20 protein-coding genes and 2 pseudogenes are annotated in these 25,982 nt (G+C 43.8%); 5 read left to right on the top strand and 17 right to left on the bottom strand.

Annotated elements, in window-relative coordinates; all coding sequences use genetic code 11:
• Positions 1-22 precede the first annotated feature (22 nt).
• Positions 23-1,303, top strand: a complete 1,281-nt coding sequence (gene kynU / locus MUN89_RS04670) for a kynureninase (protein WP_244711825.1) — start codon at positions 23-25, stop codon at positions 1,301-1,303.
• A gap of 15 nt (positions 1,304-1,318) precedes the next feature.
• Positions 1,319-1,942 carry a cyclase family protein gene (locus MUN89_RS04665; RefSeq protein ID WP_244711823.1) on the top strand — a complete coding sequence of 208 codons (624 nt, stop codon included), beginning with the start codon at positions 1,319-1,321 and terminating at the stop codon, positions 1,940-1,942.
• A 50-nt stretch (positions 1,943-1,992) separates the two neighbouring features.
• Here the strand turns inward: MUN89_RS04665 and MUN89_RS04660 are convergent, their stop codons facing one another.
• The 7 genes and pseudogenes from MUN89_RS04660 to MUN89_RS04630 all read right to left on the bottom strand — a co-directional run bounded on the left by MUN89_RS04660 (position 1,993) and on the right by MUN89_RS04630 (position 10,204).
• Positions 1,993-2,166, bottom strand: a complete 174-nt coding sequence (locus MUN89_RS04660; RefSeq protein ID WP_244711822.1) for a hypothetical protein — start codon at positions 2,164-2,166, stop codon at positions 1,993-1,995.
• 233 nt (positions 2,167-2,399) lie between these two features.
• Positions 2,400-3,647, bottom strand: a complete 1,248-nt coding sequence (locus MUN89_RS04655) for an aminopeptidase (RefSeq protein ID WP_244711820.1) — start codon at positions 3,645-3,647, stop codon at positions 2,400-2,402.
• Between the two features lie 135 nt (positions 3,648-3,782).
• Complete coding sequence (locus MUN89_RS04650) at positions 3,783-5,675, bottom strand: ABC-F family ATP-binding cassette domain-containing protein (RefSeq protein ID WP_244711818.1); 1,893 nt, start codon at positions 5,673-5,675, stop codon at positions 3,783-3,785.
• 147 nt (positions 5,676-5,822) lie between these two features.
• Positions 5,823-7,231 (bottom strand): annotated as a pseudogene (locus tag MUN89_RS04645) (alanine/glycine:cation symporter family protein).
• Positions 7,232-7,606: 375 nt separating this feature from the next.
• Positions 7,607-8,122, bottom strand: a complete 516-nt coding sequence (locus tag MUN89_RS04640) for an acyl-CoA thioesterase (protein ID WP_244711816.1) — start codon at positions 8,120-8,122, stop codon at positions 7,607-7,609.
• Positions 8,123-8,184: 62 nt separating this feature from the next.
• Positions 8,185-9,513 carry a sensor histidine kinase gene (locus tag MUN89_RS04635; protein WP_244711815.1) on the bottom strand — a complete coding sequence of 443 codons (1,329 nt, stop codon included), beginning with the start codon at positions 9,511-9,513 and terminating at the stop codon, positions 8,185-8,187.
• Positions 9,510-10,204 (bottom strand): annotated as a pseudogene (locus tag MUN89_RS04630) (response regulator transcription factor). The gene MUN89_RS04635 and the pseudogene MUN89_RS04630 overlap by 4 nt, the downstream one beginning before the upstream one ends.
• A gap of 166 nt (positions 10,205-10,370) precedes the next feature.
• Here MUN89_RS04630 and MUN89_RS04625 point away from each other — a divergent pair.
• Positions 10,371-11,543: a S1C family serine protease gene (locus tag MUN89_RS04625; protein ID WP_244711813.1), complete on the top strand. Its 1,173-nt coding sequence runs from the start codon at positions 10,371-10,373 to the stop codon at positions 11,541-11,543.
• A gap of 145 nt (positions 11,544-11,688) precedes the next feature.
• Here MUN89_RS04625 and cls read toward each other — a convergent pair whose 3' ends face one another.
• The 9 genes from cls to MUN89_RS04580 form a co-directional block, all read right to left on the bottom strand.
• Positions 11,689-13,131 carry a cardiolipin synthase gene (gene cls / locus MUN89_RS04620; RefSeq protein ID WP_244711811.1) on the bottom strand — a complete coding sequence of 481 codons (1,443 nt, stop codon included), beginning with the start codon at positions 13,129-13,131 and terminating at the stop codon, positions 11,689-11,691.
• A gap of 123 nt (positions 13,132-13,254) precedes the next feature.
• The gene (locus tag MUN89_RS04615; protein WP_244711809.1) at positions 13,255-13,797 is read right to left on the bottom strand and encodes a transcription repressor NadR; all 543 of its coding nucleotides are present in this window, start codon (positions 13,795-13,797) and stop codon (positions 13,255-13,257) included.
• Positions 13,798-13,936: 139 nt separating this feature from the next.
• Entirely contained in the window at positions 13,937-15,400 is a 1,464-nt protein-coding gene (locus MUN89_RS04610; protein ID WP_244711807.1) for a glycoside hydrolase family 32 protein, read from the bottom strand.
• A 13-nt stretch (positions 15,401-15,413) separates the two neighbouring features.
• Positions 15,414-16,358 carry an aminoimidazole riboside kinase gene (locus tag MUN89_RS04605; protein WP_244711805.1) on the bottom strand — a complete coding sequence of 315 codons (945 nt, stop codon included), beginning with the start codon at positions 16,356-16,358 and terminating at the stop codon, positions 15,414-15,416.
• A gap of 164 nt (positions 16,359-16,522) precedes the next feature.
• Entirely contained in the window at positions 16,523-17,017 is a 495-nt protein-coding gene (locus tag MUN89_RS04600) for a PTS sugar transporter subunit IIA (protein ID WP_244711804.1), read from the bottom strand.
• 146 nt (positions 17,018-17,163) lie between these two features.
• Entirely contained in the window at positions 17,164-18,345 is a 1,182-nt protein-coding gene (megL, locus tag MUN89_RS04595) for a methionine gamma-lyase (RefSeq protein ID WP_244711802.1), read from the bottom strand.
• A 415-nt stretch (positions 18,346-18,760) separates the two neighbouring features.
• On the bottom strand, positions 18,761-19,960 hold the full coding sequence (locus MUN89_RS04590) for an MFS transporter (RefSeq protein ID WP_244711800.1): 1,200 nt from the start codon (positions 19,958-19,960) through the stop codon (positions 18,761-18,763).
• Positions 19,957-20,385: a MarR family winged helix-turn-helix transcriptional regulator gene (locus MUN89_RS04585; protein ID WP_244711798.1), complete on the bottom strand. Its 429-nt coding sequence runs from the start codon at positions 20,383-20,385 to the stop codon at positions 19,957-19,959. Before MUN89_RS04585 ends, MUN89_RS04590 begins: the two co-directional genes overlap by 4 nt.
• 87 nt (positions 20,386-20,472) lie before the next feature.
• Positions 20,473-21,744, bottom strand: coding sequence for an EAL and HDOD domain-containing protein (locus MUN89_RS04580; RefSeq protein ID WP_244711797.1), 1,272 nt, complete (start codon positions 21,742-21,744; stop codon positions 20,473-20,475).
• Positions 21,745-21,890: 146 nt separating this feature from the next.
• Between MUN89_RS04580 and MUN89_RS04575 the strand changes: the two genes are divergently transcribed.
• Together MUN89_RS04575 and rarD are read left to right on the top strand one after the other, a co-directional pair.
• Positions 21,891-23,486, top strand: coding sequence for an FAD-dependent oxidoreductase (locus MUN89_RS04575; protein ID WP_244711795.1), 1,596 nt, complete (start codon positions 21,891-21,893; stop codon positions 23,484-23,486).
• Between the two features lie 209 nt (positions 23,487-23,695).
• A complete protein-coding gene (gene rarD / locus MUN89_RS04570; RefSeq protein ID WP_244711793.1) occupies positions 23,696-24,613 on the top strand; it encodes an EamA family transporter RarD in 918 nt (305 codons plus the stop codon).
• A gap of 195 nt (positions 24,614-24,808) precedes the next feature.
• On the opposite strand, the gene MUN89_RS04565 is transcribed toward rarD, so the two are convergent.
• Entirely contained in the window at positions 24,809-25,774 is a 966-nt protein-coding gene (locus MUN89_RS04565; RefSeq protein WP_244711791.1) for an NAD(P)/FAD-dependent oxidoreductase, read from the bottom strand.
• Between the last annotated feature and the right edge of the window lie 208 nt (positions 25,775-25,982).

Below are 25,982 nucleotides of genomic sequence, written 5' to 3'. Positions count from 1 at the left end.
TGGATGACACAGGAGGGATGGAATGACAAAGCCTCAAATCTCAGTAGAAACTGTACAACAAATGGATAAGCAGGATCCCTTGCACGCATTTAGAAATGAATTTCACCTTAAGTCCGACCATTATTATATGGATGGAAATTCATTAGGCTTATTATCTAAAAGAGCCGAACAATCCCTGCTTACCTCTTTAGAAGATTGGAAGGATTATGGCATTGAAGGCTGGACTGACGGAAGAGAACCATGGTTTTATATGGCTGAAAAGCTTGGAGCTATGACAGCCCCGCTGCTCGGCGCAGAAGCAGAAGAAGTCATCAACACCGGTTCGATCACGACCAACCTGCATCAGCTTCTGGCTACCTTTTACAAGCCGAAAGGTTCACGGACAAAAATCATTGCGGATGAACTTAATTTCCCCTCTGATATCTATGCCCTGAAAAGCCAGCTCGAGCTGCATAATCTTGACCCGGAAGAGCATCTGGTCCGGGTTAAAAGCAGGGACGGCAGAACTCTGGCTGAGGATGACATCATTGAAGCAATGGATGAGACAACTGCACTTCTGCTCCTGCCCTCTGTTCTTTATCGCAGCGGTCAGCTGCTTGATGTCAAGCGCATTGTCAAGGCTGCTCATGATAAAGGAATTATCGCAGGTTTTGACTTAGCTCATTCTATTGGAGCACTTCCTCACCAGCTTGACGAATGGCAGGTTGATTTTGCTGTCTGGTGCACCTATAAATATTTAAACAGCGGTCCTGGTGGTGTCGGCGGCTTGTATGTAAATAAACGTCACTTTGGCACGAGCCCCGGACTTGCCGGCTGGTTCAGCTCTAATAAACAAAAGCAGTTCGATATGGACCATCACCTCTCCGCTGCTGATGACGCGGGAGCTTATCAAATCGGTACTCCGCACATATTAAGCTCCGCACCCCTGCTCGGATCACTGGAACTTTTTCACGAAGCCGGCATCCATAAAATCAGACAGAAATCACTGCAGCTCACTAGACTGATGATGGACCTTCTCCACCAAGAGCTTGATGGATTTGGTTTTGAGTTAGCTACACCAATAGAGGATGAAAGACGCGGGGGACATATCAGCCTCGTCCATCCAGAAGCAGCAAGGATTTGCAAGGCGCTTAAAGCTGCCAGCATCACACCGGATTATCGTGCTCCTAATGTCATTCGACTTGCTCCTATTGCGCTCTATACTTCTCACGAGGACGTTTATGAAGTCATGCAGATATTAAAGGAGATTATCCAGGAAGAAAAACATAAGCAATATTCCAATGAACGAGGGATTATCGCTTAAAGGAGGAAGAAAAGCATGTCACTGATCGATATATCAATGCCGCTGACGAACCAAACACCGGGGTGGCCCGGAGACGAAGTTTTCCGATACCAGCTTAGTGCCACATTTGAAGATACTGGAACGGTCAACGTAGGGAAGTTCAGTTCCAGTAACCATACAGCTACCCACGTGGATGCCCCTTTTCACTACGATCCGAACGGATTGAAATTAGGTGAAATTCCGCTTGAACGCTTTTCCGGCGATGCGTTAGTTGTCAATGTGGAAGGGATAGCAGAGATTACAGCCTCAGACTTAAAGCCGTTTGATTTTTCCAACGTCAACAAAGTACTGTTTCGATCGAATAGCTGGGCAGACCGAACGCGCTTCCCTAATCATGGCTACACTGTTATTGGGGAAGATGCTGCTCCGTTTTTAAAGGAACAGAACATCGATCTGATCGGGGTAGATACACCTTCTGTTGATCCGGAAAACAGCAAGGAATTAACGGCACACCACTCCCTGTATAAACAGGACATTCTTATCCTTGAAGGGATACAGCTTGATCATGTAGCACCCGGCATTTACGAATTATTTGCCTTCCCATTAAAAATGGAAGAAGCTGATGGCAGCCCTGTACGAGCTGTACTAAAACAAAAATAATGTCAATCCGCTCCACATTAAATAAGGGTGTCGAAATTCGACACCCTTATTTATTCAGATTCATCGTATTCAATATCCTTATCTTTATGACGCTGCAGGCAGTCTTTACAAAGCTTCATTTCCTTTTCCGTCTTCGTCGCAAGAAGCTTGCCGCAACGGCCGCATTTTCCAAATTCATTTGGATTCGCCTGAAAACCAGCTAACTCATTTTCTGGACCTGGCATAATGATCTCTCCTTTTCATTCTCTTTCCTTATTCATTCCCTCGTTTAGCAATCTTCAATCATTCACCAAAACTCAAGTGGACCTCTTTTTCAAATCAAAAAAACAAGAATCATCCTCAGATAGATTTCCAAAAAAAACAGCCTGCCAAGTCTCCCTGCATTGGTGCAGAAAAGCTTGACAGGCTGGGTATCTGTATCATTTGCATGACCTGTTACGATTGGGTTTTTCTTCGCTTATTCAAAAGATAATGCCCAGCTGCCACTGCGCATGACTGGCTCTGTTGAACCATCCGCTAGAACGCCATCGATATCTAATTCTCCTGAGCCCATCATAAAGTCCACATGGTTCAAACTGTCATTGACACCATGCTTATCCAGCTCTTGCACATTCATATCCGAGCCTCCTTCAAGACTATTCGGATACGCCTTACCTAAGGCTAAATGGCAGGATGCATTTTCATCATACAACGTATTGTAAAAAATCAGTCCCGACTGGGAAATTGGGGATTCATGAGGGACTAGAGCAAGCTCACCAAGATGGCGGGAGCCTTCATCCGTCTCAAGAAGGTGCTGCAGCGTTTCCTCTCCTGCTTCTGCCTGATAATCTACGACTTTGCCATCCTTAAACGTTAATGAAAAGTTCTCAATAACATTGCCGCTGTAATTCAATGGCTTTGTGCTTGCTACCTGTCCATTCACACCATACTTATGAGGAACCGTGAATACTTCTTCTGTCGGCATATTCGCGTTAAATAAAATGTTTTGTCCCTCCGTTTTTGATGAGCCGCCTTTCCATACGTGACCTTCCGGCAGATCAACTTCCAGATCAGTGCCGGGAGCTTTATAGATGAGTTTCTTATACTTCCTGTCATTAAGAAAATCACGCACGTTCGCCAGCGTTTGATTGTGTGCTTCCCAGGCCGCCACGGGATCTTCCTGATCCACCCTTACAATGCTGAAAATCTGCTCCCACAGCTTTTCAATCGCCTGCTCTTCAGAATCCTCAGGGAAAATTTTCTTCGCCCAGGCCGGGATGGGAATACTGATAATCGACCACTGAATCCGGTCGTTCATCGTAAAGTCACGGAATTTCGCCATCGCTTTCGACCTTGCCTTGTTCGCTGCAGCGATCTTTTTGCCATCCAGACCTTTGAGCAGATCAGGGTCTGTAGAACGTACGGATAGAATAGCTGCTCCTTCTTCCCCGAAGGACGTGTACATTTTGCGCTGCCACTCGGGAACTTCCTCAAGTACGAATTGCTCCGCATTTTCAAACCGAAGGCGTGTCAGTTCATCATCGCTCCAATTAATATGTACGTCCTCAGCTCCCATTTCAAAAGCTTTCTTGGCGATGATTCGTGTAAACTCTGCTCCTTCGATCGTGGAATTGATTACCAGCTTTTGGTCTTTCTGCAGATTCACTCCTGTACGGAGGGCTAAATCCGCGTACTTATCCAGTTTTTCTTTGCTTGGAAATATCATGAATAAAAACCTCCTGAATTCTAAATGTATTCGTTTCTATTATTCCATAACCAGCACAAGACTACAAAGCGACCAGAACCGCCGTTCATTTAAATCATATCCAGCAAGGAAAGGGAAACCCGGCAGCCGGACTTCCTATCCTTCATTCTCTTCAACAATTAAGGAAAGCTCTTCCCAGCGATCCATTTTTTCTTCAAGCCGGGCTTCCAAATCGTTTTGTTTCTCATATAATTCCTGTACTTTGGCTAAGTCGCTTCCTGAAGCTGCAATCTCTTCTCCGACTTCTTCCAGCTGATCCTCTAATGCAGAGATCTCATCCTCGATGGTTTCCCATTCCTGCTTTTCACGAAAGGACAGTTTTCTTTTCCGGTTGGATCTCCTCGTTTCTTCCTGGGCCGATTTTGGCTTTCTTTTCTCATCATCCCGTTGTTCTTCCTTACGTACCTCAAGATACTCCGTATAATTCCCAAAAAATCGGTGGATAGTTCCCTTTCCTTCAAAGGTAAGCAGCCGGTCTACTACACGATCCAAAAAATAACGGTCGTGGGAAACTGTAATAACTACGCCGGGAAAATGCTCTAAATACTCTTCAAGTACACTAAGCGTCTCCGTGTCCAAGTCGTTCGTCGGCTCATCGAGCAGCAGCACGTTAGGCTCCTGCATAAGCACCCTCAACAAATAGAGCCTGCGGCGTTCGCCCCCGGATAGGCGCCGAATATAGGTCCATTGTTGGGAGCGCGGAAAAAGAAACCGTTCCAGCATTTGTTCGGCTGTGATTTCATCGCCTCCTGCTGTCGAAATGACTTCTGCTGCTTCTTTAATATACTCGATTACTTTCAAAGAACCATCGATTTCCTGATGGTCCTGCGTGTAATAGCCGATTTTTACGGTTTGTCCTTCGAGAACTTCCCCTTCGTCTGGAGAGAGCCGCTTGGCCATTAAATTTAGTAAGGTGGTTTTTCCAGAACCATTTGGTCCAATAATGCCAAGACGTTCTCCAGGAACAACCAGATAATTAAAGTCTTGGATAACGGCTTCATTCTCATACATGTATGTGACACCTCTAAGCTCAATAACCTGATCGCCAAGTCGGGTAGAACCGACGGCCACATCCATTTGGGAGGATTCATTTGTAAAACTTTGCTCTTTCATCGTTTCAATGCGCTGTTTTCTTGCTTTTTGTTTGGTAGATCTTGCTTTTGCGCCTCGTTTGAGCCACGCAAGCTCTCTCCTCAGCGTATTTTGATGTTTTTGTTCCGCCTGCCGTTCCCATTCTTCCCGTTCTGCTTTTTTCTCAAGGAAGGTTTGATAATTGCCTTCATAGATAAACAAACGGCCCCGGTCAAGCTCGTAGATTAAGTTGGTGACACGGTTTAAGAAATAACGGTCGTGAGTGACGACGATAAGCGCACCTTTGTAATGGGAAAGATATTCTTCCAGCCACTCAATCGTTTCATTATCTAAATGGTTGGTCGGTTCATCAAGCAGCAGTAAGTCCGCAGGCTGAATCAATGCTTTAGCAATAGCCACCCGCTTTTTTTGACCGCCGGATAAATCTCCCGCTTTTTTATCGGTTGCCTGTATCCCAAGCTTCGTTAAAATGGTTTTTGCCACCGTATTTGCTTCCCAGGCATTTGTTTCATCCATCTGCTGTTGTAGTTTCAGCATTTTTTCCTGCAAGCTTGTATTTTGAGGATCCTGGGCGAGTTCATTCAACACACGCTCATAACTGCGCATTACCCTCATAATCTCTGAATCTCCATAATAAATTTGCTCAAGCACCGTCTTATCTTCTTCAAGTTCCGGCTCCTGAGGGAGGTATTCAATCGTAAAATCCTTAGCGTGATCCAGACTGCCCGCATCTGCCGGCTCCATTTCTGCAAGAATCTTCAGCAATGACGATTTTCCACTACCATTGACGCCAATTAACCCAATCCGATGGCGATTAGAGATGGTAAAAGAAAGATTGTCAAACAGCTGCTTATCCCCATAGCTTTTGCTGATCTGTTCTACTGATAATAAACTCATCGCGATCCATCCTTTAAATTCAAGAATCTGTTCCTATAATATCACACCCCTATGGATGAATAACTAATGATTGAATTAGCCAAAGCCCCTCATCTGCTCGAAAATAATAAAGTCCAGAGCCGTATGGATTCGGCTCTGGACTTCTGTTTAGCGATAGGACTCTGACTGCTTTTCAGTTTCCTCATATTTAATTGGCTGATGACGCTGCCAATACTCCATCCCTTCGACTCCAGGGAGGTGATCATCATAAAATACAGGGTCTTTCCCTTCTTTTCTTTGTCTGCTGTAGTCCAAAAGTGCTGCATAAGCCACTTTCGACAGCCTGAAAATAGCGTACAAGTTGATAAGCGCCATGATTCCCATTGTCAAATCGGCTAGCGACCAAACCAGTCCAAACTTTGCAACAGCTCCGAACATAACCATGAGCAGAACAGCTATTCTGTAAACGAATAATATTCCACTATTCTTCTTAATAAATTCGATGTTCGTTTCCCCATAATAATAGTTTCCGATGATAGAGCTGAACGCAAATAAGAAGATGGCTACAGCTATAAAGATCGATGCCCAAGTACCAAGCTGAGATTCAAAGGCTACCTGAGTAAGCTGGATCCCATCAAGATCAGTGCCCACATATTCTCCTGAAAATAGAATAATAATCGCCGTAGCACTGCAAATGATCAATGTGTCCGTAAAGACTCCAAGCGTCTGGATCAAGCCCTGCTTAACAGGGTGGGTAACTTCAGACGTAGCGGCAGCATTAGGTGCACTTCCCATACCCGCTTCGTTTGAAAAGAGACCCCGCTTAATACCTATCAAAACCATTCCGCCAAATGTACCGCCTGCAAACTGTTCAAATCCAAATGCACCTTGAAAAATCTGTGAGAACATATTCGGTACTTGTCCAATATTATTAATAAGTACAATAGCGGCTAGAATAATATAAAAGATAGCCATAAATGGAATAATAAACTGGGTAACAGATGCAATTCTTTTTAACCCGCCGAAAATAATTAAGGCAACAATGACGGTTAATATGACAGCCATCAACCACTTGCTGGCACCAAACGACCGTTCAAAGGCCAACCGGATGGTATTCGATTGTACGGAACTGAACACCAGGCCGTATGTAAAGGTGATCGTGACAGCAAAAGCAATACCAAGCGCGCGATTTTTTAATCCTTTTTCCATGTAATAGGCAGGACCGCCTCGATATTGATTTTTTTCAGGGATTTTAAAAATTTGTGCCAGCGTACTTTCAATAAAACTGGATGCTCCTCCAAGAATGGCGACCATCCACATCCAAAAAACTGCTCCCGGCCCCCGATCGTAAGCGCTGCAGCAACACCAGCTAAGTTACCGGTTCCTACCCGCGAAGCTGTACTAATAGTAAAAGCCTGAAATGGCGACGTTCCTTTCTTTCCTTCTGCGGTAATGGAACGCTTATCAAAAAGAACACGAATCATTTCAGGGATGTACCGGAACTGGACAAATCTGAGCTTAATGGAAAACCAGAGTCCCAGTCCTAACAGGACAATGACAAGGACATACCCCCACATGGCATTATTCAGCCATTCTAACACTTCTTTCAAAATCTCCACCTCCAAATTTTATAAAAGCAATACAAATTATTACCATTTAATACCCTATTCCTCAAGGTAATAATCTTTAAACGAATGAAAGCATGCTTCCTACTTTACCAATGTTCAAACTTTTTGAAAATAGGTGGAGAGGAGGTGAAGACTTACTATTTTTTCCACAAGCAGGATAGACTTATTACACCTTAAGAACTGTAATAAAAGCATTTTCTTTTTACCGCTTCGTTAACATCCTATTCCTTCCATAGGCGACGTCCAGTTACCTCAGTCCATGGAACAAAAAAAAGCTTTAGGAAAACTATGCGTTTTCCTAAAGATTAATTATTTTCCTAATAATCAAGGCTTCCAAGGTAAGCTCGTACCGAACATTCTGGCTAGTTCTTTAGATTCCTGGCGTCTTTCATTCCTATGTTCACGGCGTTTAGGAGCACTATTATGAAGCCATTTTTCTTCTTCAGATTCAGGATAAACAGCCGGGACCGGGCTCGGCTGGTTATCTTCATCTACCGCAACCATGGACAGGAAAGCGGTCGTGCATACTTTTCTTTCTCCAGTAAGTAGATTTTCCGTAATGGCTTTGACGAAAACTTCCATCGACGTATTATGGCTCCAAGTAACGAAAGCTTCCAAGCAAATCGTATCTCCTTCGAATACAGGCGCAAGGAAGTCGACCGAATCGGTAGACGCCGTAACCACCGGTTTTCTGCAATGTCTTACCGCAGCAATAGCTGCCACATCATCAATGTGGGCCATCAGTCTTCCGCCAAATAACGTACCGTGACTGTTCGTATCAGGCGGGAGTACGTGCGAATTTTTTACAGTTAATGAATCAATACATGCTTTTGCTTCCATCAGTATTCCTCTCTTTCAATGGAATCGTTCCCACTAGCTATTATATCATGATTGCCTCTATTTCACTCCATCGCTGGTAAAGTGAGCTCAAATACGGCTCCCGTCTCTTCTTCTTTATTAGAAGCTTTGATCGTACCGCCGCTTCTGACAACGATCGCACGGGAAATCGCAAGACCTAATCCTGTTTCCCCTTCTTTTCCTTTTATAAAACGTTCAAACAAGTGAGGAAGCAGGTCTTCCGGAATCCCCTCTCCATCGTCAGAAATGCGGATGGTAATCTGCTTATCCTGCAATAGAGATTCTATCGTTACGATTTGGTGAGCGTGGCGAATCGCATTACCGATCATGTTAATGAGTGCCTGCAGCACTCTTTCGCTGTCTACATAAGAATAAAAAGTCCCCTCTGTAAGGAAACGCAGCTCTACTTCTTTATCACGTGCTAACGGGACGAGTCGGTCTTTTGCCTGGGAAACAAGATGGACAACCTCTGTTCTTTCAGGATGGTAGACATCCTCGCTGCTGTCGAGCTTTGCCAGCAAGATCATTTCGTTAACGATTTTCTTAAGCCGCTCTGTTTCACTCACCATGACATTTAAACCTTTATTCGCAGCTTCACCTTCAAAGATTCCATCGCGAATTCCTTCTGCATAGCCCTGGATTGACATGAGCGGGGTTTTCAACTCATGAGAAGCGTTTTGGAAAAACTGCTTCTGAGAGGTAATGTATCTTTCCAATTCAGACGCCATTTGTCTGACACTTTGTTCTACTTCTTTAATTTCTCCTGTGGAATGGACCGGTTTAACTTCTGTAAATTGCCGCTGTTCAATTTTCTTCATCTCCTGCTTTAACCTCGATAGCGGTGTAACCAGCCGTCTCGTTAAAAAGTGGCTGACGACGACTGCAAGAACCAGGCCGATTAAAAAGACAGCAAGCATTCTGTAAGTCAGCCCCGATTGGACGATTTCTAAATCATCAAGGGGAGTTGCCATGACAAGTATGCTGCCATCCCTGCCTGAAGAAAAGGCATACGCAACGTACTTCTTGCCATTTCCTTCCCAGACTTCATCCTTAATTAAATCGTCAAAGTCAGCAATCCACTCCTCTGACGTTTCCTTTGGGAGAGTGCGGAATAAAATTTTCCCTGTCCGCTGATCGAACAGAAGCAATGGGAAATCTCTGTCCTGGATGAGTTGGGATAATTGAGGAATCCGTACTGAAGGATCCTGTTCATTAATGATATCAGTCATAAACTTAGCTCGTGCTTCCAATTGACGCTGCTCATCCTGAATCAGAACATCCATTAACAGCGAGTACGTGAAAAAGGCAGTGATGGACATGACAATGACGAGAAGAACTGTAAACGCGGTATTAAGCTGATAGAGAAGTTTCATGCATCTCGACTACTTCTTAACCGGTATCCATGTCCCCACACCGTTTCTAATGGAAGGTCCTTCATCTTTTTCCTTAACCGTTTGACTAAATCATCCACTGCCCTGTCGCTGCCAAAGTAATCGTCGCCCCATACACGAACAAGTAATTCTTCTCTGGAAAAGGCTCGGTTTTCCTGTTCAGCAAGTATTCGTAACATTTCAAACTCCTTTGTCGTAACTTCCACTTCCTCACTCTTAAAGTAAGCACTGCGCTCGGTTTGATTTAAGACCAGCTCTCCCGCCCGAATGGTCTCGTCTACAGAAGCAGCATTTTTGTCAGGCTGCATGACCTGCCAACGCTTTAAGTGACGCTTCACCCTGGCCACTAGTTCCCTGGGGCTGAAAGGTTTCGTTAAGTAATCATCCCCTCCTAATTCAAGACCAAGGATTTTGTCTACCTCATCATCCTTCGCCGATATGATAATAATCGGAACTTCAGACGACTGACGAACGCGCTTGCAGAACTCATAGCCATCCATCCCGGGAAGCATCAAATCCAGCACCCATAAATCAGGGGGGTGGTGTCAAACACTTCCCATGCCTTTTCTGCCGTCTCCATTGCGAGCACTTCATACCCTTCTTTATTTAAGTATCCTTCAACGATATCACGGATATTCGGATCATCTTCTACTAGACCAATGGTTTGGTTCACTATTCTATCCCCCAATCCATAAGATTCTTTATTATCTTCTCATATTTTTCGGTTAATCTCCCTTTTTACACACTTTTTCCACATTTTCTCCAAAGTCATGCCATAAGTGGCAGGTATGATAAGAATTGTACAGAGGGAGAACGGAAAGTCCTCCTGGAGATCATTTATGAAAGGGGCGACTGGAAGTATGATCGATGAAGAAAAAGAGAAACAAGCCAAGCGCCGGTACAGGCGTTCTGGACTAGCTTTTAGTGTGCTAGGTGCTATCATCGCTGTATTTATCATCACTACCGTTTTTCAGTGGAAAGGGATCACGATTAACGTAGATACCAATGAGCCCACCGCCCAGGCGGACGAGCTTCATTTAGGTAAGAATCAGGAAGATGTAACTCAGGCTATAGAGGAGAATTCAGACGCTGTGGTCGGAGTCAGCAATCTGCAGCAAACAGCCCAAGGTTTACAAAAAGCCAGTTCAGGATCTGGGGTCATCTATAAAAAGGATGGAGGCAGCGCCTTCATCGTAACCAACAACCACGTTGTAAAAAATGCTTCTGAACTAGAAGTAGTCTTAAGCAACGGGGAAAAAGCAAAAGCCGAATTGAAAGGCACAGACCCTTTAACAGACCTGGCTGTTATACAAATAGATAGCGATAAAGTCAAGAAGGTTGCCAAGCTAGGATCAGCCGAAGACGTAGAGGTTGGTCAAACAGCCATAGCTATCGGCAACCCGCTGGGGACTGATTTCGCTGGATCAGCTACAAAAGGTATTGTCAGTGGTCTAAACCGTAATATTCCAGTGGACATAAACGGGGACCAACAGCCAGACTGGCAGACCGAAGTAATCCAAACGGACGCAGCCATAAACCCTGGAAATAGTGGCGGTGCGCTGGTCAACCTTGAAGGGGAAGTCATAGGGATCAACTCTATGAAAATTGCCCAGGAAGAAGTTGAAGGTATTGGCTTTGCCATTCCAATGGATGTCGTTAAACCTGTCATTGACGACTTGGAAACAGAAGGAAAAGTCACCCGACCATATATGGGAATTTCTCTTCAGGATTTAAGCCAAGTACCTGGTACTGTATTACAGCAGCAATTGAACCTGCCAAGCGACGTATCCAAAGGAGTGATTGTCGCCGGGATTGAACAAGGTTCACCTGCTTCAGATGCCAATCTGAAAAAATATGATGTCATTACTGCAATTGACGGCAAGAAGATTGACTCTCTTATGAGCTTGCGCCAATATCTGTACAGCAAAACAGAGAAAGGCGACCAAGTCGAGCTCACGGTTTACCGTGATGGTAAACAAATGAAAGCTGAACTCGAGCTTTCCTCCCAATAAAAATATAAAAACCAAAAAACCTCTCTTTCCAAAGAAACCTGCGTGTCGGTGCGCAGGTTTCTTTATGTGTAAAGCTGTCTTGCGGGGACACTTATATTTTTTCACATGCAAAAAAGCAGCCTGAACGAGGCTGCTTTTAGTTCTTTTATAGTATTGGGGAAAGCAGGCGGGCGATGGCTTCTTTGAAGCGAATCCAATTCGACCGGTTCTTGTAAAGCTTATACGTTAATTCAGTAGATTCAGCAACATCTTCGTGAAAACGATCTGCCAGCAATTCTGCAACTTCCGGGTGGTACAGGAACGCATTCACTTCAAAATTAAGCCGGAAGCTGCGGACGTCGATGTTCGCCGTTCCTACGGAGGCAATCACACCATCTACAACAATCGTCTTCGCATGTAAAAACCCTTTTTGATAGACATAAATTGCAGCCCCCGCTTTAAGAAGGTCTCCAATATTAGAATAAGTGGCCCAGTACACAAAAGGATGATCCGGTTTGTTAGGAATCATTACTCGTACATCCACTCCCGAAAGCACGGCAATTCGAAGAGCATCGAGCAGGCTGTCATCCGGTATAAAATAAGGCGTTTGAATATAGACATATTCTTTTGCTGAAAGGATCATTTTAATGTAGCCGTTTTTTATCTGTTCCCATTCGGAATCTGGTCCGCTGGATACTATCTGCATGGCGACATCGCCTTCAGCCTCTCCTTGATAATACCGCTCCTCATAGACGATATCTTTACTGGAAGCCTGGTTCCAATCAAGGATAAAGCGCGTCTGCATGTTATGCACGGCTCCTCCAACGACTCTAACGTGCGTATCTCTCCAATAACCAAAACGCTTGCTGTAGCCTAAGTACTCGTCTCCAATGTTAAACCCGCCGATATAACCAATCTTACCGTCGATAATGGCAAGCTTACGGTGATTTCGATAGTTGATTTTTAAATTCAGCTTTGGGATCAGCGGCGGGAAGAATGATTCCACCTCTACCCCGGCTGCTCTAAGTTTGTGAACAAACTTTCTTTTAACGGACCTCGAACCCATATCATCATAAAGAAGCTTAACTTGTACATTTTCTTTCGCTTTTTTTATTAAGGCATCAGCCAGGCGGTTTCCAAGCTGATCATCACGCACAATATAATAGAGCAAATGAATGTGATCCTGCGCATTCTCGATATCTTCCATAAGCGCATGAAACTTCTTCTGCCCGTCTGTGAATACTTCCACTTCGTTATTCTGGGTAAGGAGGGCATCATTGTTCTTTAAATGCATATAGATCAAATCTTCATAAGGCACAATGTCTTCATGCTGTACCTCGAGCGTATTTTCTTTAATTCCTCTCAGCTGCTCCTGAACGGCTGCCAATAAACCTAATCGGCTCTTTTTATCCCAAGTGAAAATCTCTTTGTGGCTCAACCTTCTACCAAATATTAAATATAATATAAATCCAGCAATCGGTAAAAACAGTAATACCATCAGCCAAGCCCATGTTGCACTTGCATCTCTGCGTTCTAAGAATATAATGGCAAGTGCCAGAAGAACGTTCAGCGCAAGGATGGTACTCAAGATATAAGGTGCAATATTCACTACGACCCACCTCCCTTTTGGACATCTTTTGCGTATTAACTATAGCATATTATGAATGTACGGCTAAACTATTAAAGAGATATGTTTCTATAAAGAAAACATACCTCTTTAGGCGGTTCTTTACTATTCTTTTACAAGTATTCCCGCTTCTGAAAGCTCTTCAACTGCTTCCTCGAGCGCTTCCTCGCTGTCTGAGTAGATTTTGTGGGTGTGGATGCCGTCTGTCAGCTCTGATAAAAAAGAGGAATTCGTTGAGTCAATGCGCTCAATAAACTTTCTTACATCCCTGCGGTTTGATATTCGCAGTTGAGCTGTTAAATCTCCGTAAATCGGGTGTTCAACTACCACATCCTGGACGTGAACACCATGATCCACAAGAATGTTCAGCTCAAGTTCAGTCTCAGCAGGCGAATGCTTGCAGACAATCGTCCGTTCATAACCAAGTTCGTCTTTTGCCTCCGTCATGTACATATAGCCCTGGCTGGTTGCAACGATAGGTTCTCCTTGGGCTTTTAACAGGGACACGTCTCCTACAATAACCTGTCTAGTCACGTTCATCTCTTCTGCAAGCGAACTTCCGGTCACAGGCTTTCCATGCTGTTTTAAGAGCGATAAAATATGTTCCCTTCGTTCATCTGTTTTCAACTTATTCTGCGCTTCACTCATATGGACGACTCCTTCACCAATTTGCGTACACCTATTTTATCATAAATGGGGGCTCTACGAATTTTTGTCGACTTTTGTCCATTTTTTTCTATAACGCTTTTCACTATTTCCAGAGTCTTAAAACCTTCCCCCCCCGCACTCACTGATAAATAAAGCCCGAGAGTGGCCATTGTTCAATGGAAAAGCTTGTACAGCCAAGAGAAGTAAAAAGCAGATCTTTTACTTCAGGCTGAGGAAATATTCGAGACGTAAACACTTCCTCCCCATTATTCACAAAAATTTCAAGCGATGAGGTATCCACAAAGATTCTAAGCTGGGTTAAATCATCCTCAAGCTTCACACGTCTGAATTCAGTCCTGCTCTTATCCTGAAAATGCGGACGAGAAAGCGTCAGAATTTGGTCCCTCTTCTTATAACTGAGTGCTGCATATTGGTAAAATTCTATCGCAAACTGATCGTCTACCTGTTCAAGTTCTATGGAAAGCTCCATGCTTCTGCCTTCGATTCCTCTGACCGCTTTTTGATCGTTTTCAATAGAAATAGAGGAGTGGAGCAATACAGGTCCACGCATAGCTTCGTATTCTTTCAACGGATGCTGAGTTAATTTTCCATTCAGCAAAGTGAGCTGCCTCGGCATGGTCAAACAATGAATCCATTGGTTTGCAACGGTAGGATGGTCCGCTTCGTATTGATCAGGAACGCCCATCCAGCCAAACAGAATTCTTCTGCCGAGATCATCCTCCGTCGTTTGCGGAGCATAGAACTCAAACCCTCTATCCAGTTCTGTAAAGGAACCATGAGTATATTGAGGCCGATCATAATCTAGATCTCCAATAAAGTACCCGCTTTGATAGACATTGGCATAATCCATGCCTTCGGGTTCAAGCCCTTGCGGTGAAGCAATCAGGATGTCTTCCCCATCAATATCAAATAAGTCAGGGCATTCCCACATATAACCGAATTCACCGAGGTTATGCTCGCCACTGCCGGCAATCTTACCTAAAAATACCCAATCCATCAGGTTTTCTGATTGAAAAAGGACGACCTTCCCTTGCAAATCCTCGGTCTGGGCTCCAACAATCATGTACCAATGGTCTCCTCTTTTCCATACCTTTGGATCGCGAAAATGGGCCGTATACCCTTCAGGAAGCCGTGCCACTACTCCTTTTTTTTCAAAGTTGACCCCATCTTCGGAGACAGCCAGGCATTGGTATGTCTCCCGTTCTCCCGCTTCATTTTTTACATTACCTGTGTAAAAAAGGTAGAGTTGATCCTCATGGACAACAGCGCTTCCTGAATAACAGCCGTCTTTATCAAACCAATCCGAAGGGGCAAGCGCAATTTTTTCATGCTGCCAGTGAACGAGATCTTTAGAAGAATAATGCCCCCAGAACTTGGCTCCGTGTCCGGTTTTAAAAGGCATCCATTGATAAAATAAGTGATAGGTTCCATTCCACTGGACAAATCCATTCGGATCATTTAACAACCCTGCTGGAGGCATGTGGTGAAAGTTTAGGCGGTAAGGATCTGACTCCACTTTTTCTTTTTGTTTCTTGACTTCTTCCCAAGCCAGACTTCGCAGTTCATTGTCTCTATGCTGCATTTCCTTCCTCTCCTTATCCTAAGTATCTTGTTACTTCGTCTAATGTTGGTAAAGCTGTCATAGCTCCTTTAGTAGAGGCAGCAAGAGCCCCTGAGACGCTCGCAAACCGAGCTGTCTTTTCTATCTCTTCAAGCGAAAGCCTGGATAAAGGCTGGTCATATTCGCTGAACTGATAAAGGAGACCAGAGACGAAAGCATCGCCAGCCCCTGTTGTATCTACGGCTTTCACACGCATAGCAGGAACGTGAGCGTGCTTCCCTTTGAAAAAGATATGGCTCCCTTCACTCCCCATTGTTACAAATAACAGCGGGATACCATAGCCATTCAGCACTTCTACTCCTGCTTCAATAGTCGTTTCTCCTGTTAAAAATTCCAGTTCTTCTTCAGATATTTTAACAACATCTGCTTCCCCAAGCATGGATTGAATCGTTTTCTTCGCCTGCTCTTCAGACTTCCACAAATTCAGGCGGAGGTTTGGATCATAAGACACAATCAAACCATGCTGCTTTGCAAGCCGGACGGCTTTTTTTGTAGCGGATTTAGAGGGTTCATCAATCATGGAGATCGAGCCAAAGTGGAAGAGGTTATGAGTCGTGAACAGGTCTTCCTTTACTTCGGATTCAGTCAAGTAACGGTCTGCACTCGGGTCAATATAAAAATCAAAGCTTCGCTCCCCGTCTTCGTCCAGAGTTACAAATACCACGCCTGTCCTTACCTCTTTAGTCAGCAGCATCGAACTGGTATCCACGCCGTATCCGTGTAGAATTCCCTGTAAAAAATGACCGAGAACATCTTCGCCTACTTTTCCTAAAAAGGTTGATTTAGCACCGAGTCTCGCGAGTCCTACGGCTACATTCGCAGGAGCGCCGCCAGGACTTTTTTGAAAATTAATATTTTCATTATCAAGAGGGATGAAGTCAATCAACGCCTCCCCCATGCTGATGATTCCTTTAGTCATTCCGCCACTTCCTTTCCATGATAAAGAGCCAGGCTCATGAGCTCTTGCAGCCTGACTAGTCTGCTTCCATTATACCTTGAGAGAATCGGACTTTTCCAATTGAAAAAGTCTAAATGAACCCGCTTTCAACTAAAAAGCTTGTCCTTTTAGACTTTTAGCTGCAGTTATTTCGTTTGGAGAGTAGCTATGACAGTTTCGCCAGCTTGTGAGGAATCTGTGTAGGCAGGATCAAAGCTTTCTACAATATCATCAAAATTTGTAATGACAATCGGAGTAATCGTGCTCTTGGCTTTCTCGGTCACTAGTGCAGGATCAAATGAAATTAAATGGTCCCCGGCTTTTACTTTATCACCGGCTTTCACGTGCCCTTCAAACCCTTCCCCTTCCATAGAAACCGTTTCCAGACCGATATGGACGAGAACTTCTACACCAGATTTTGTTTTTATACCAACCGCATGATTGGTTGGAAACAGCTGGACAATTTCGCCATCGACCGGGCTGACTACTTTTCCATCGACGGGTTCAATGGCTACCCCGTCCCCCATCATGCGCTGGTTAAAAACAGGGTCGTCCACCTCATCCAAAGGAACAACCTTTCCATTAAGAGGAGCTACAAGCTGCTCTTCTACTTGTTTATTACCAAATAATTTTTTAAACATCGTCCCATTCATCCCTTCGTAGTAAGTGTCTTCCTTGCTACTAAATTTCTCTTAACGTAAATGGAATATGTCAGCATGTCAAGTTATTGCTCATTTTCCCTTCCCGGGACTTAATAAACATACAATAACCAGGCATTACTGGCTGTTTATGCCAGTAATGCCTGGTTTAAGTCCTTCCATATATCCTCCCAGTGTTCCAGCCCGACAGAAAGTCTTAGAAGCGTATCGGAGATTCCCATTCTTTCCCTTTCTAAAGGAGGAATAGTCGAATGAGTCATCGTAGCTGGCAGCTGGATAAGTGTTTCAGCATCGCCTAAACTGACTGCAATCTTGATCAGCTTCAATTGATCCAGGACTCGTTCAGCGTCCTCCCGATTTCCTTTTACTTCAAAAGAGAGAATGCCTCCTCCCTGACTCATTTGCTGTTTCACAATATCATAGTCGGGATATCGAGCGCTTCCGGGAAAATACACCTGTTGGACTCTGGGGTGATCCTGGAGCCTCTCACTGACCTTTAAAGCATTGAAGCAGTGTCTATCCATTCGGATGTGCATCGTTTTCAAACCACGGATAAGCAGCCAGGCATCAAAAGGCGACAGGATGCCCCCTATGTCCTTTTGCGTTGTTTTAGCAAGCATTCCGATAAACTCTGACTTTCCAACGACCAGCCCGGCTACTACATCTCCATGACCGCCGATGTATTTGGTGGCACTATGCACCACAACCTCACATCCACAGTCTAATGGCCGTTGTAGATACGGAGTAGAGAAGGTGTTGTCTACGACGACGGGTATATCGTAATTTTTCGCTATACGCGCGGCCATGTGTAAATCAATCGCCCTCATTGTAGGATTAATCGGAGTTTCTATAAAGATGCAGGTCGTGTTGGGCTGAATCTGCTTTCGAAGCTCTTCCTCGCTTGTCATCGCACAAAAGCTGTGACCTACTTTATATTTATCTTGAAGCAGGGTTAATAATCCGTACGTACAGCCATAAAGGCCGTTCGTACATACAATATGGTCTCCCGAACTCGTTAAAGCCAGGAGCACACTGGATATGGCCGCCATTCCTGATGCAAATGCGAGTCCTTTTTCTCCGCCTTCCAGGGCAGCTATCCGGTCTTCTAATACTCGTACGGTCGGATTGGCCAGTCTGGAATAAATATAACCTTCTTCTTCCCCCTTAAACCGTGCGGCACCTTGGGCAGCGGTTGAAAAGGCAAAGGTTGAAGTCTGAAAAATTGGTGTTGTTAAACTTCCAAAATCGTTTATAGGTTGGGAATCGGTATGAATTAACGACGTTTCTATATGGCTTTTCTTTTGGACCATTCTTCCCCTCCTTGCTAAGATGATGTCTATTATCATCTTATGCAGGACCTGTCCAAAACATTGTAGGAGAAGAGGTTTTTCTAATGAAAAAGAAGGAATTTACCTTCTCAGCTTGGAGAAACCCTTTATTTTCACTACAAGGTTATTCTTACGGGCGTGCGAATACCACTCGCTTTCCACGGACGAACACCCGAGCTTCCTCGCTAAACTCACGCTCGGCGATCTCGGATCGTTCGTTCTTCCGTAGGAGTCTCGCAGTATTCTCCCTCCCGTAGCGAAAAAAGACTTTCACTTCTAAATGATTTTATCTGGCGAAGGAGAATACGTTCTAATAGTTGATCTTACTGTTCTAGTCAAAATCCTTTTCTAGTAATATCAAAAATCCTTCTGCGAAGTCTCTGAAGGACCTCTCTTTTTACCGGGTGTGCTGCCATTTGTATTTTCTCTGCAGCTGGCTTTGACGTCCATGCATTCCCATATAAACAAGCACGACGGCAAGTACAATAAAAGAACTGTTGAAATAAAGGGAGGAGAATCCTATATTGGTTGCTAAGGCCCCGACTACATAAGACCCTAAACCGATGCCAGTATCAAAAATGGAAAAGAAGGTTGCGGTTGCTGAACCTGCTCTTTCAGGCGCTTTTTTCAATGCGATAGTCTGGAAGCTCGGGACTATGGTTCCCCAGCCGATTCCTATCAATCCTCCAGCTGTAAGGAGGAGCCCAGGCGTATCTGCCATACTCAAAATAAGTAAGCCTGCACTGAATGATAGAATGGACGGAATTACGATTACATTTTCACCATATCGGTCAAACCATTTCCCAGTAAACGGACGGGAGAGCAGCAGAACTACTGCGTACACAACAAAGAAATAAGTGGAGGCTTCCTCCAATCCATTCTGCTTGGCATAAACTGATACAAAAGATAAAACCCCAGCGTAAGCCACGGCCATCAGTGCACCGGTAAAAGCAATAGGAATGACAGGTTTTTCAAGAAGGCCTTGAACAGCAGGCATAAGGCTTGATTTCGCTAAATCAGCTCCTCCTGTTCGTTTCGGAATTTGTATCATCATCCCAGCGATAAAGGCAATCGCTGCAAATAACGCACTGATCGTAAACATGGAACTATAAGTAAAAGAGTGGATAATGGTTAGTCCGAGAAAGGGGCCGATAACCATTGCAAAGTTCATGGACATCGCGAAATACCCCATCCCTTCCCCTCTTCGCTCCTTAGGAACAACATCCGCAGCAAGCGCTCCAATAACCGTGGTCGCCATTCCAAATCCGAGCCCTTGGATAAAACGAATGATTAATAGGAGCGGAAAGCTTTGGGTAGTCAAGTAAAGTACAGAACTGCTGAAGAAAATGACTAATGCCATGATTAAAACAGGTCTGCGCCCCACCGTATCCACCCAATGACCCGCGAATGGCCGTATAACAATAGCAGCAAATAAAAAAATAGTAATGATTAATCCTGCCTGTCCTTCTTTCACATGAAGCTGATCGATCGTATAAATAGGCAGAGTCACAAACAAAAGATAAAAGACTAAAAAGACAAAAAAATTACTCATACATACATTGACGAAACTTTTCGTCCATAACGGCTGTTTATTCATTCCACATTCTTCCCCCTTGTCTTAATCGTTTGAGAAAAATGATGGATTCTTTCTTCAAATTCCATGAGCTGATCTTCATCGAACAACGTTAACAATCCGTTTTCCTGCTCTTGGATTAATGATTTCCACCTTGGATAATTCTCTTTGCCTTCAGCAGATAATTGAAGATCATTTGTCCTTCTGTCATCACTGGCCCATTTTTCCACATAGCCAAGTTTAATCAGCTTTTTTATGGTTCTTGATAAAGGAGGTGCTTCAATATTTAATCTTTCTTTAAGCTCCGCCTGAGTCATCCGGCCATTTTCCCCCAGCTGATAAATGACTGCCCAATGAGACATATAAATGTCCTCTTGAACAAGGCCTTCGTTTAAGTATTGATTCACTGTACGGGATAGCTGTTGTATGTGATGAAATAATAAAGTCATATTCTCACTCCAATCGTTACCTAGGTAACAGTTTCATTAAAAAAATTGCCCGCAATTCTGCAAGCAACACTTTTAAATATAACATATTTATTTCGGTTTTTCATCTTTTTGATTAGAACCATAGTTAAAATACTCACTAAATAAATGATCCGACCAGGAAATCGATTGACCATAAATTTCGAATAGCTCATGGTAAGAGAGCGACTTACGGTAAAGCATCTGCTCCAATCCTTCAAAGTCGGCCCGTTCCATAGCAATGACAAGGTCAAGGACGTATCGATAGCTGTTTTGCTTTTTATTCAAAGCTTCTTTAATCTCGTTGTCAAGCGGCAGCATTTCCGTCACTTCGTGGATCGGTTTCTTTGTAATCACATCGATCAAGGAAATAAAGCCGATTAGGAAATACCCCTCTGAATTATGCTCGAGCCCAAGCTTTATCGCCACCTGCTCACACATTTTAGCCCGCTGCAGACTACTCTTCATGACATGTTGGGAACCTTTTGGCATATTTGGTGCAGATTGAACAGATAACACATATAACCACTTTTTTAAAGCATCCGTTCCGAGCATCATCACTGCCTGCCTGATGGATTGGATCGGAATGGACACATTCTTCGCAGACGAATTGATCAATCTCAGCAGCTTATAGGTTAACGCCAGATCCTTTTCAAAAAGCTCCGTTATTTTATCAATATTGATTAAGTCCGTCGGTACAGATAATTCTTTGATCATTTCAAAGTATGTTGAACTGAAAAAAGGCATGTCTACAGAAGATAAGACAACTGGCTTGCTGTAAAAATAACCTTGAAATAATTCAAAGCCTTCTTCTACACATTGCTGGTGCTCTTCTCTTGTTTCCACTTTTTCTGCAAGAAGTGTGATTCCCAGGTTGTTGGCTGCTTGAATAATTTCCTGCCGGTCAATCTCTCGTGTAATTTGTATATCCACCTTGATAATGTCCACATAATTCAACAACTCCACCATATCTGTATCACGAACGCTCACTACATCATCCAGGGCAATAAGAAAACCCAGCTGCTTTAATTTCCGACAGACGCGCACCAGATCCCGTGAATAAGACACATCCTCAAGAATTTCTACGACCAGCTGTCCAGGATCAAAATATTCAGGAACCTGTTTCAGCAGAAGCTCTTCGGTAAAGTTGACAAAGCAGGGTTTATTTTGGGAAAGCTTTTCGAGGCCAATGGTCGTAAAGCTGTTCATCAAAACCTCTGAAGTAGCCCGGTTTGCATCAATGTATGTAAACTTATTTTCTTTACTGCTTCTATATAAAAGTTCGTACCCAAATACTTCTTCATTTAATTGTAAAATGGGTTGTCTTGCCACAAATACTTCCACCCCTGCTCTTCCTCCCCTTTTATCACCTAACCATAGTTAAATTATACTACATTCGCTAATCCTTGTTAATTTGAAATTCCAATTCATACATGAAAAAACCTCGGTAGGACAGACTGAAAGAAAAGGATTCCTGGAGGAGGAAGGCAATGAACAAGAATCGAGAATGGGAGCATACAGCACCAATGTGGAGACAGGATATCCATATCCCTGACTTTACAGCCTTAAAGGAAAATGCCCAGACAGAGGTCTTAGTTGTCGGAGCAGGTATTACGGGAGTAACTACGGCTTTATTACTAGCCCAGGCAGGTAAGCAAGTGACTTTACTGGAGGCTGGAAAAATACTTAATGGAACTTCTGGTCATACCACTGCAAAGGTGACTGCGCAGCATGGTTTGATTTATCACGAGCTGATCCAGCACTTCGGATTAGAGAAAGCCTCTTTGTATTACCAGGCTCAGGTACAAGCTCAATCCCTCATTGAAAAACAAATCCACGACTTAAACATTTCCTGCGACTGGAAAATAGAGGATGCCTGCTTATATTCTGAAACGGACGAAGGTGCCAGGGAATTAGAAAAAGAATACCAGGCATACAAACAGTTAGGAATTCCTGGCAGCCTACATGACACAATAGACGTCGATATCGATATGACAAAAAGTCTGGTTATGAATCATCAGGCGAGTTTTCACCCACTCAAATATTTGACGGCTTTAGTAGACGAGCTTCTTCGTTTAGGTGGTCAGCTATATGAAGATACGGAAGCTGTGGATGTGACAGAAGAAGACACCGTCCAAGTATCTCTCGCTAATGGCGCTGTCGTAACTTGTGACCAATTAGTCTGCTGTACCCACTTCCCGTTTTATGATGGAAAAGCGCTCTACTTCAGCCGAATGTATGCAGAACGATCCTATTTAATTGCCATTGAACCAGAGAAGGATTGTCCGGATGGGATGTATTTGTCCGTCGATGAACCCAAACGCTCCATTCGCCCGGCTCAATTTAACGACAAACCTGTCTTGTTGATCGGCGGAGAGAGCCACCGTACTGGGGAAGGAACGGATACCCGGTTTCATTACCGCGCCCTGGAAGAGTTTGCTGCAGAGGCCTTTGGAATAAAAAATGTTCTGTTCCGCTGGTCTGCCCAGGACTTGACGACGCTTGATAAAGTCCCCTACATCGGGCCAATTAACCGGAACAATAAACAAGTCTTTGTGGCAACAGGTTACAGAAAATGGGGCATGACGAACGGGACCCTGGCTGCTCATATCAACACAGAATACGTGCTGGGAGAAGAATCCCTGTTCCATTCTTTGTTCAAGCCTTCCCGTTTTAAAGCGGATCCTAGTATGAAGCAGTTTCTTTCCCAAAATTTTAACGTTGCTGCCCACTTAGTAGAAGGAAAACTGGAATTGGTCGGCAATCGTCCAGAGGCCCTGAAAAAAGGGGAAGGTGGTGTCGTGCAGTGGAAAGGCGAACGTGCCGGAGCCTACAAAGATGAAGACGGCACCCTTTATGTACTTGATACGACATGTACCCATATGCACTGTGAAGTTGAATGGAACAGTGCAGAGCGGACGTGGGATTGTCCATGCCACGGTTCACGCTTTTCCTTCGATGGAACTGTGATGGAAGGCCCGGCTAAAAAACCGCTTCAGGAAATTCCGTTCTCAAGCACTGAGGAACTCACTTTCCTTCCTAAAGAAGATGAAACCACGGGATGGGAAGAAACCGATCCTTCTTAATTCATCAGCTCTTCAACTTTACAAAAGCTTGTCAAGAATACAATTTTCTCGACAAGCTTTTTTGTTTTATGGCCATTGCTTAGTCAACCTCACGCCCCGTAATTCCCAGCGGCAGCCTATTCTTTCGAATATCGAAACAAATTCCTTTTCTTTTACCCCTTTGCCCGACTAAAATGAGTTTAGATCTTACATTGAAAGGATAGGAAGCCATGGAAAACGAACAAAGACTCGGCGTTCTTTATACGTCAGGCGCTTATATATTATGGGGTTTTTTACCAATTTATTGGAAGTTGATTGAGCAAATACCTGCTTTTGAAATTTTGGCTCACCGGATCGTCTGGTCCTTCGTTTTCATGATGGGGATCATAGTAGTCCTGAATAAATGGGGCTCATTTATTCAAGAATGCAAATCGATAGCTTTGAATAAAAAGAGCCTTTTCGGGATCGTCCTTGCCTCCCTGACGATCAGTACAAACTGGGTTACCTATATATGGGCAGTCAATGCCGATCATGTAGTCGAAGCAAGCCTCGGTTATTATATTAATCCACTCGTAAGCATTTTGTTAGGCATGATCGTTTTAAAAGAAACCTTTTCAAAAATGCAATGGCTTGCTTTTCTGCTGGCAGGCATTGGTGTCCTTTATATGACGGTCCATTTCGGCTCGTTTCCGTGGATTGCTTTACTGCTCGCCTTCAGTTTTGGATCCTATGGGCTCGTTAAAAAGCTTGTGCCATTAAACGCGATGTTCAGCCTGACAGCAGAGACTTTAGTCGTCTCCCCGCTCGCGCTCATTTATCTGTTCGCTAAACAGGGAGACCACTTGTCAGAAGTACATTGGTTATCGGCGACCCCCTTATTGGTCTTCGGAGCGGGAGTAGTAACAGCCATTCCACTGCTTTTATTTTCTGCAGGAGCAAAGAGAATTCCGTTATCGATGGTAGGGTTCCTGCAATATTTTGCTCCAACGATAATGCTCGTATTAGGGGTGTTTATCTATCACGAGCCCTTTACCTCCGTCCATGGAATATCTTTCTCCTTCATTTGGGCCGGCCTTGCTGTTTATACATTAACTCGAATGAAACGGTTGAAAAAACAGGAGAAGAGAAAAGAAAGACGTGCCATTTAACTATCCCGCGATTCGGTTAAAGCTGCATATTCAAAAGTAATGATAGGAATTGGATCAGGCGTTCAACTACCATAAAAAATCCGGATGAAGGTGAAAAAACTCCACCTTCATCCGGATAATATAATGACAAAACTGTTGTCCGAGACTCTACATTTTAGAATGGACGTTCCCTTTATTCTCTTTTTAAGGCATCGCCTATTTTGCTAAATACTCTCCTGCGTCCCTTCCAGATAAAAAGGCGCTTTCAAATCGGGTACGGCCCGCCTGATCATCTTCTCGAAGGAATGTGTCTCCGGCAGCAAGGAGCTTCTTGTTCTCATTCAAGTTCATAAAAGAAGTGTTGATCGTTTTCTTCGCCTGTGAGTACCTCCACCTCTTCAGCTGCTCGGATTCAAGCTCAGACCATTCCAATAGCTCTTCGGTGTTTTCCTTAATTAATGACATGACATAGTCATCTCCAAAATGGCGCCGGGACCAATCTCCGGTCATATATACACTTATGATCGGAACCTGCGAGATTCCCTTTTTCTCATGGTCTACAATCCTTTCCACCCCATCCGGAAGATTTTCGTCCAAATGCCCATGATCAGGCAGGTGGGTCGAAGAATTAAATTCAAAAATCCCAACATAAGAAGGGAGAAATGAAATCGAGCGGAGACTTTTTACCGAATCAGGAGAAAGAGCCACTTCACTATTTTTTAAAAGGTCAATAATTTGAGGAACCGGGGTTGTAATCAGTACTTGTTCGCTCCTCCACACATTGCCGACAGAATCTGATAAAATAAATTCCTTAGCACTCTCAATAATTTTTACAACTTTTGTATTGACCGAAACAGGAAGTCCTTCCGCCAAATGTTTTGCTAGCCCATTCATGCCATCCACTGCTGTATAGCGAGGATATTGATCACCAAACCAGCGTTTGACCCAGCCCTTATTCAGCCATTGATCTACTTCCGACTGTAATTCTTCCGTTCGAACTGTGAAAAATTGCGCTCCGTGATCCGCTTTTCCTTCAGCCACTCTCCTCGTGGCTAAGCGGCCTCCTACACTTTTTCCTTTATCTACGATTAAGAAGTCATCATTTCCCTGCTCTTTAAGCTGTTTTGCCGCCATAATCCCCGACAACCCAGCACCTATTATAGTAATTGGATAGGAATTCACTTTTCCACCTCCATCTCTCTTTATTCACTCTTTTTTAAAGTACCAATTGTAGTAATGATACCTGTTTACGGACGGAGATTACAATCTATTTCTATTTTCATTTTTCTAGTAATTTCGGCAATGAATAAAAACGAATCTCCATACTACAGCATGACTTCAATAATAAGGTCAAGTCAAGGTAAAGTGATAACTTCCCTGTGCGAGTCCA

The sequence above is a fragment of the Halobacillus salinarum genome, from assembly GCF_022919095.1.
GTDB lineage: Bacteria > Bacillota > Bacilli > Bacillales > Halobacillaceae > Halobacillus_B > Halobacillus_B salinarum.
This window is presented reverse-complemented; position numbering and strand designations above follow the sequence as displayed.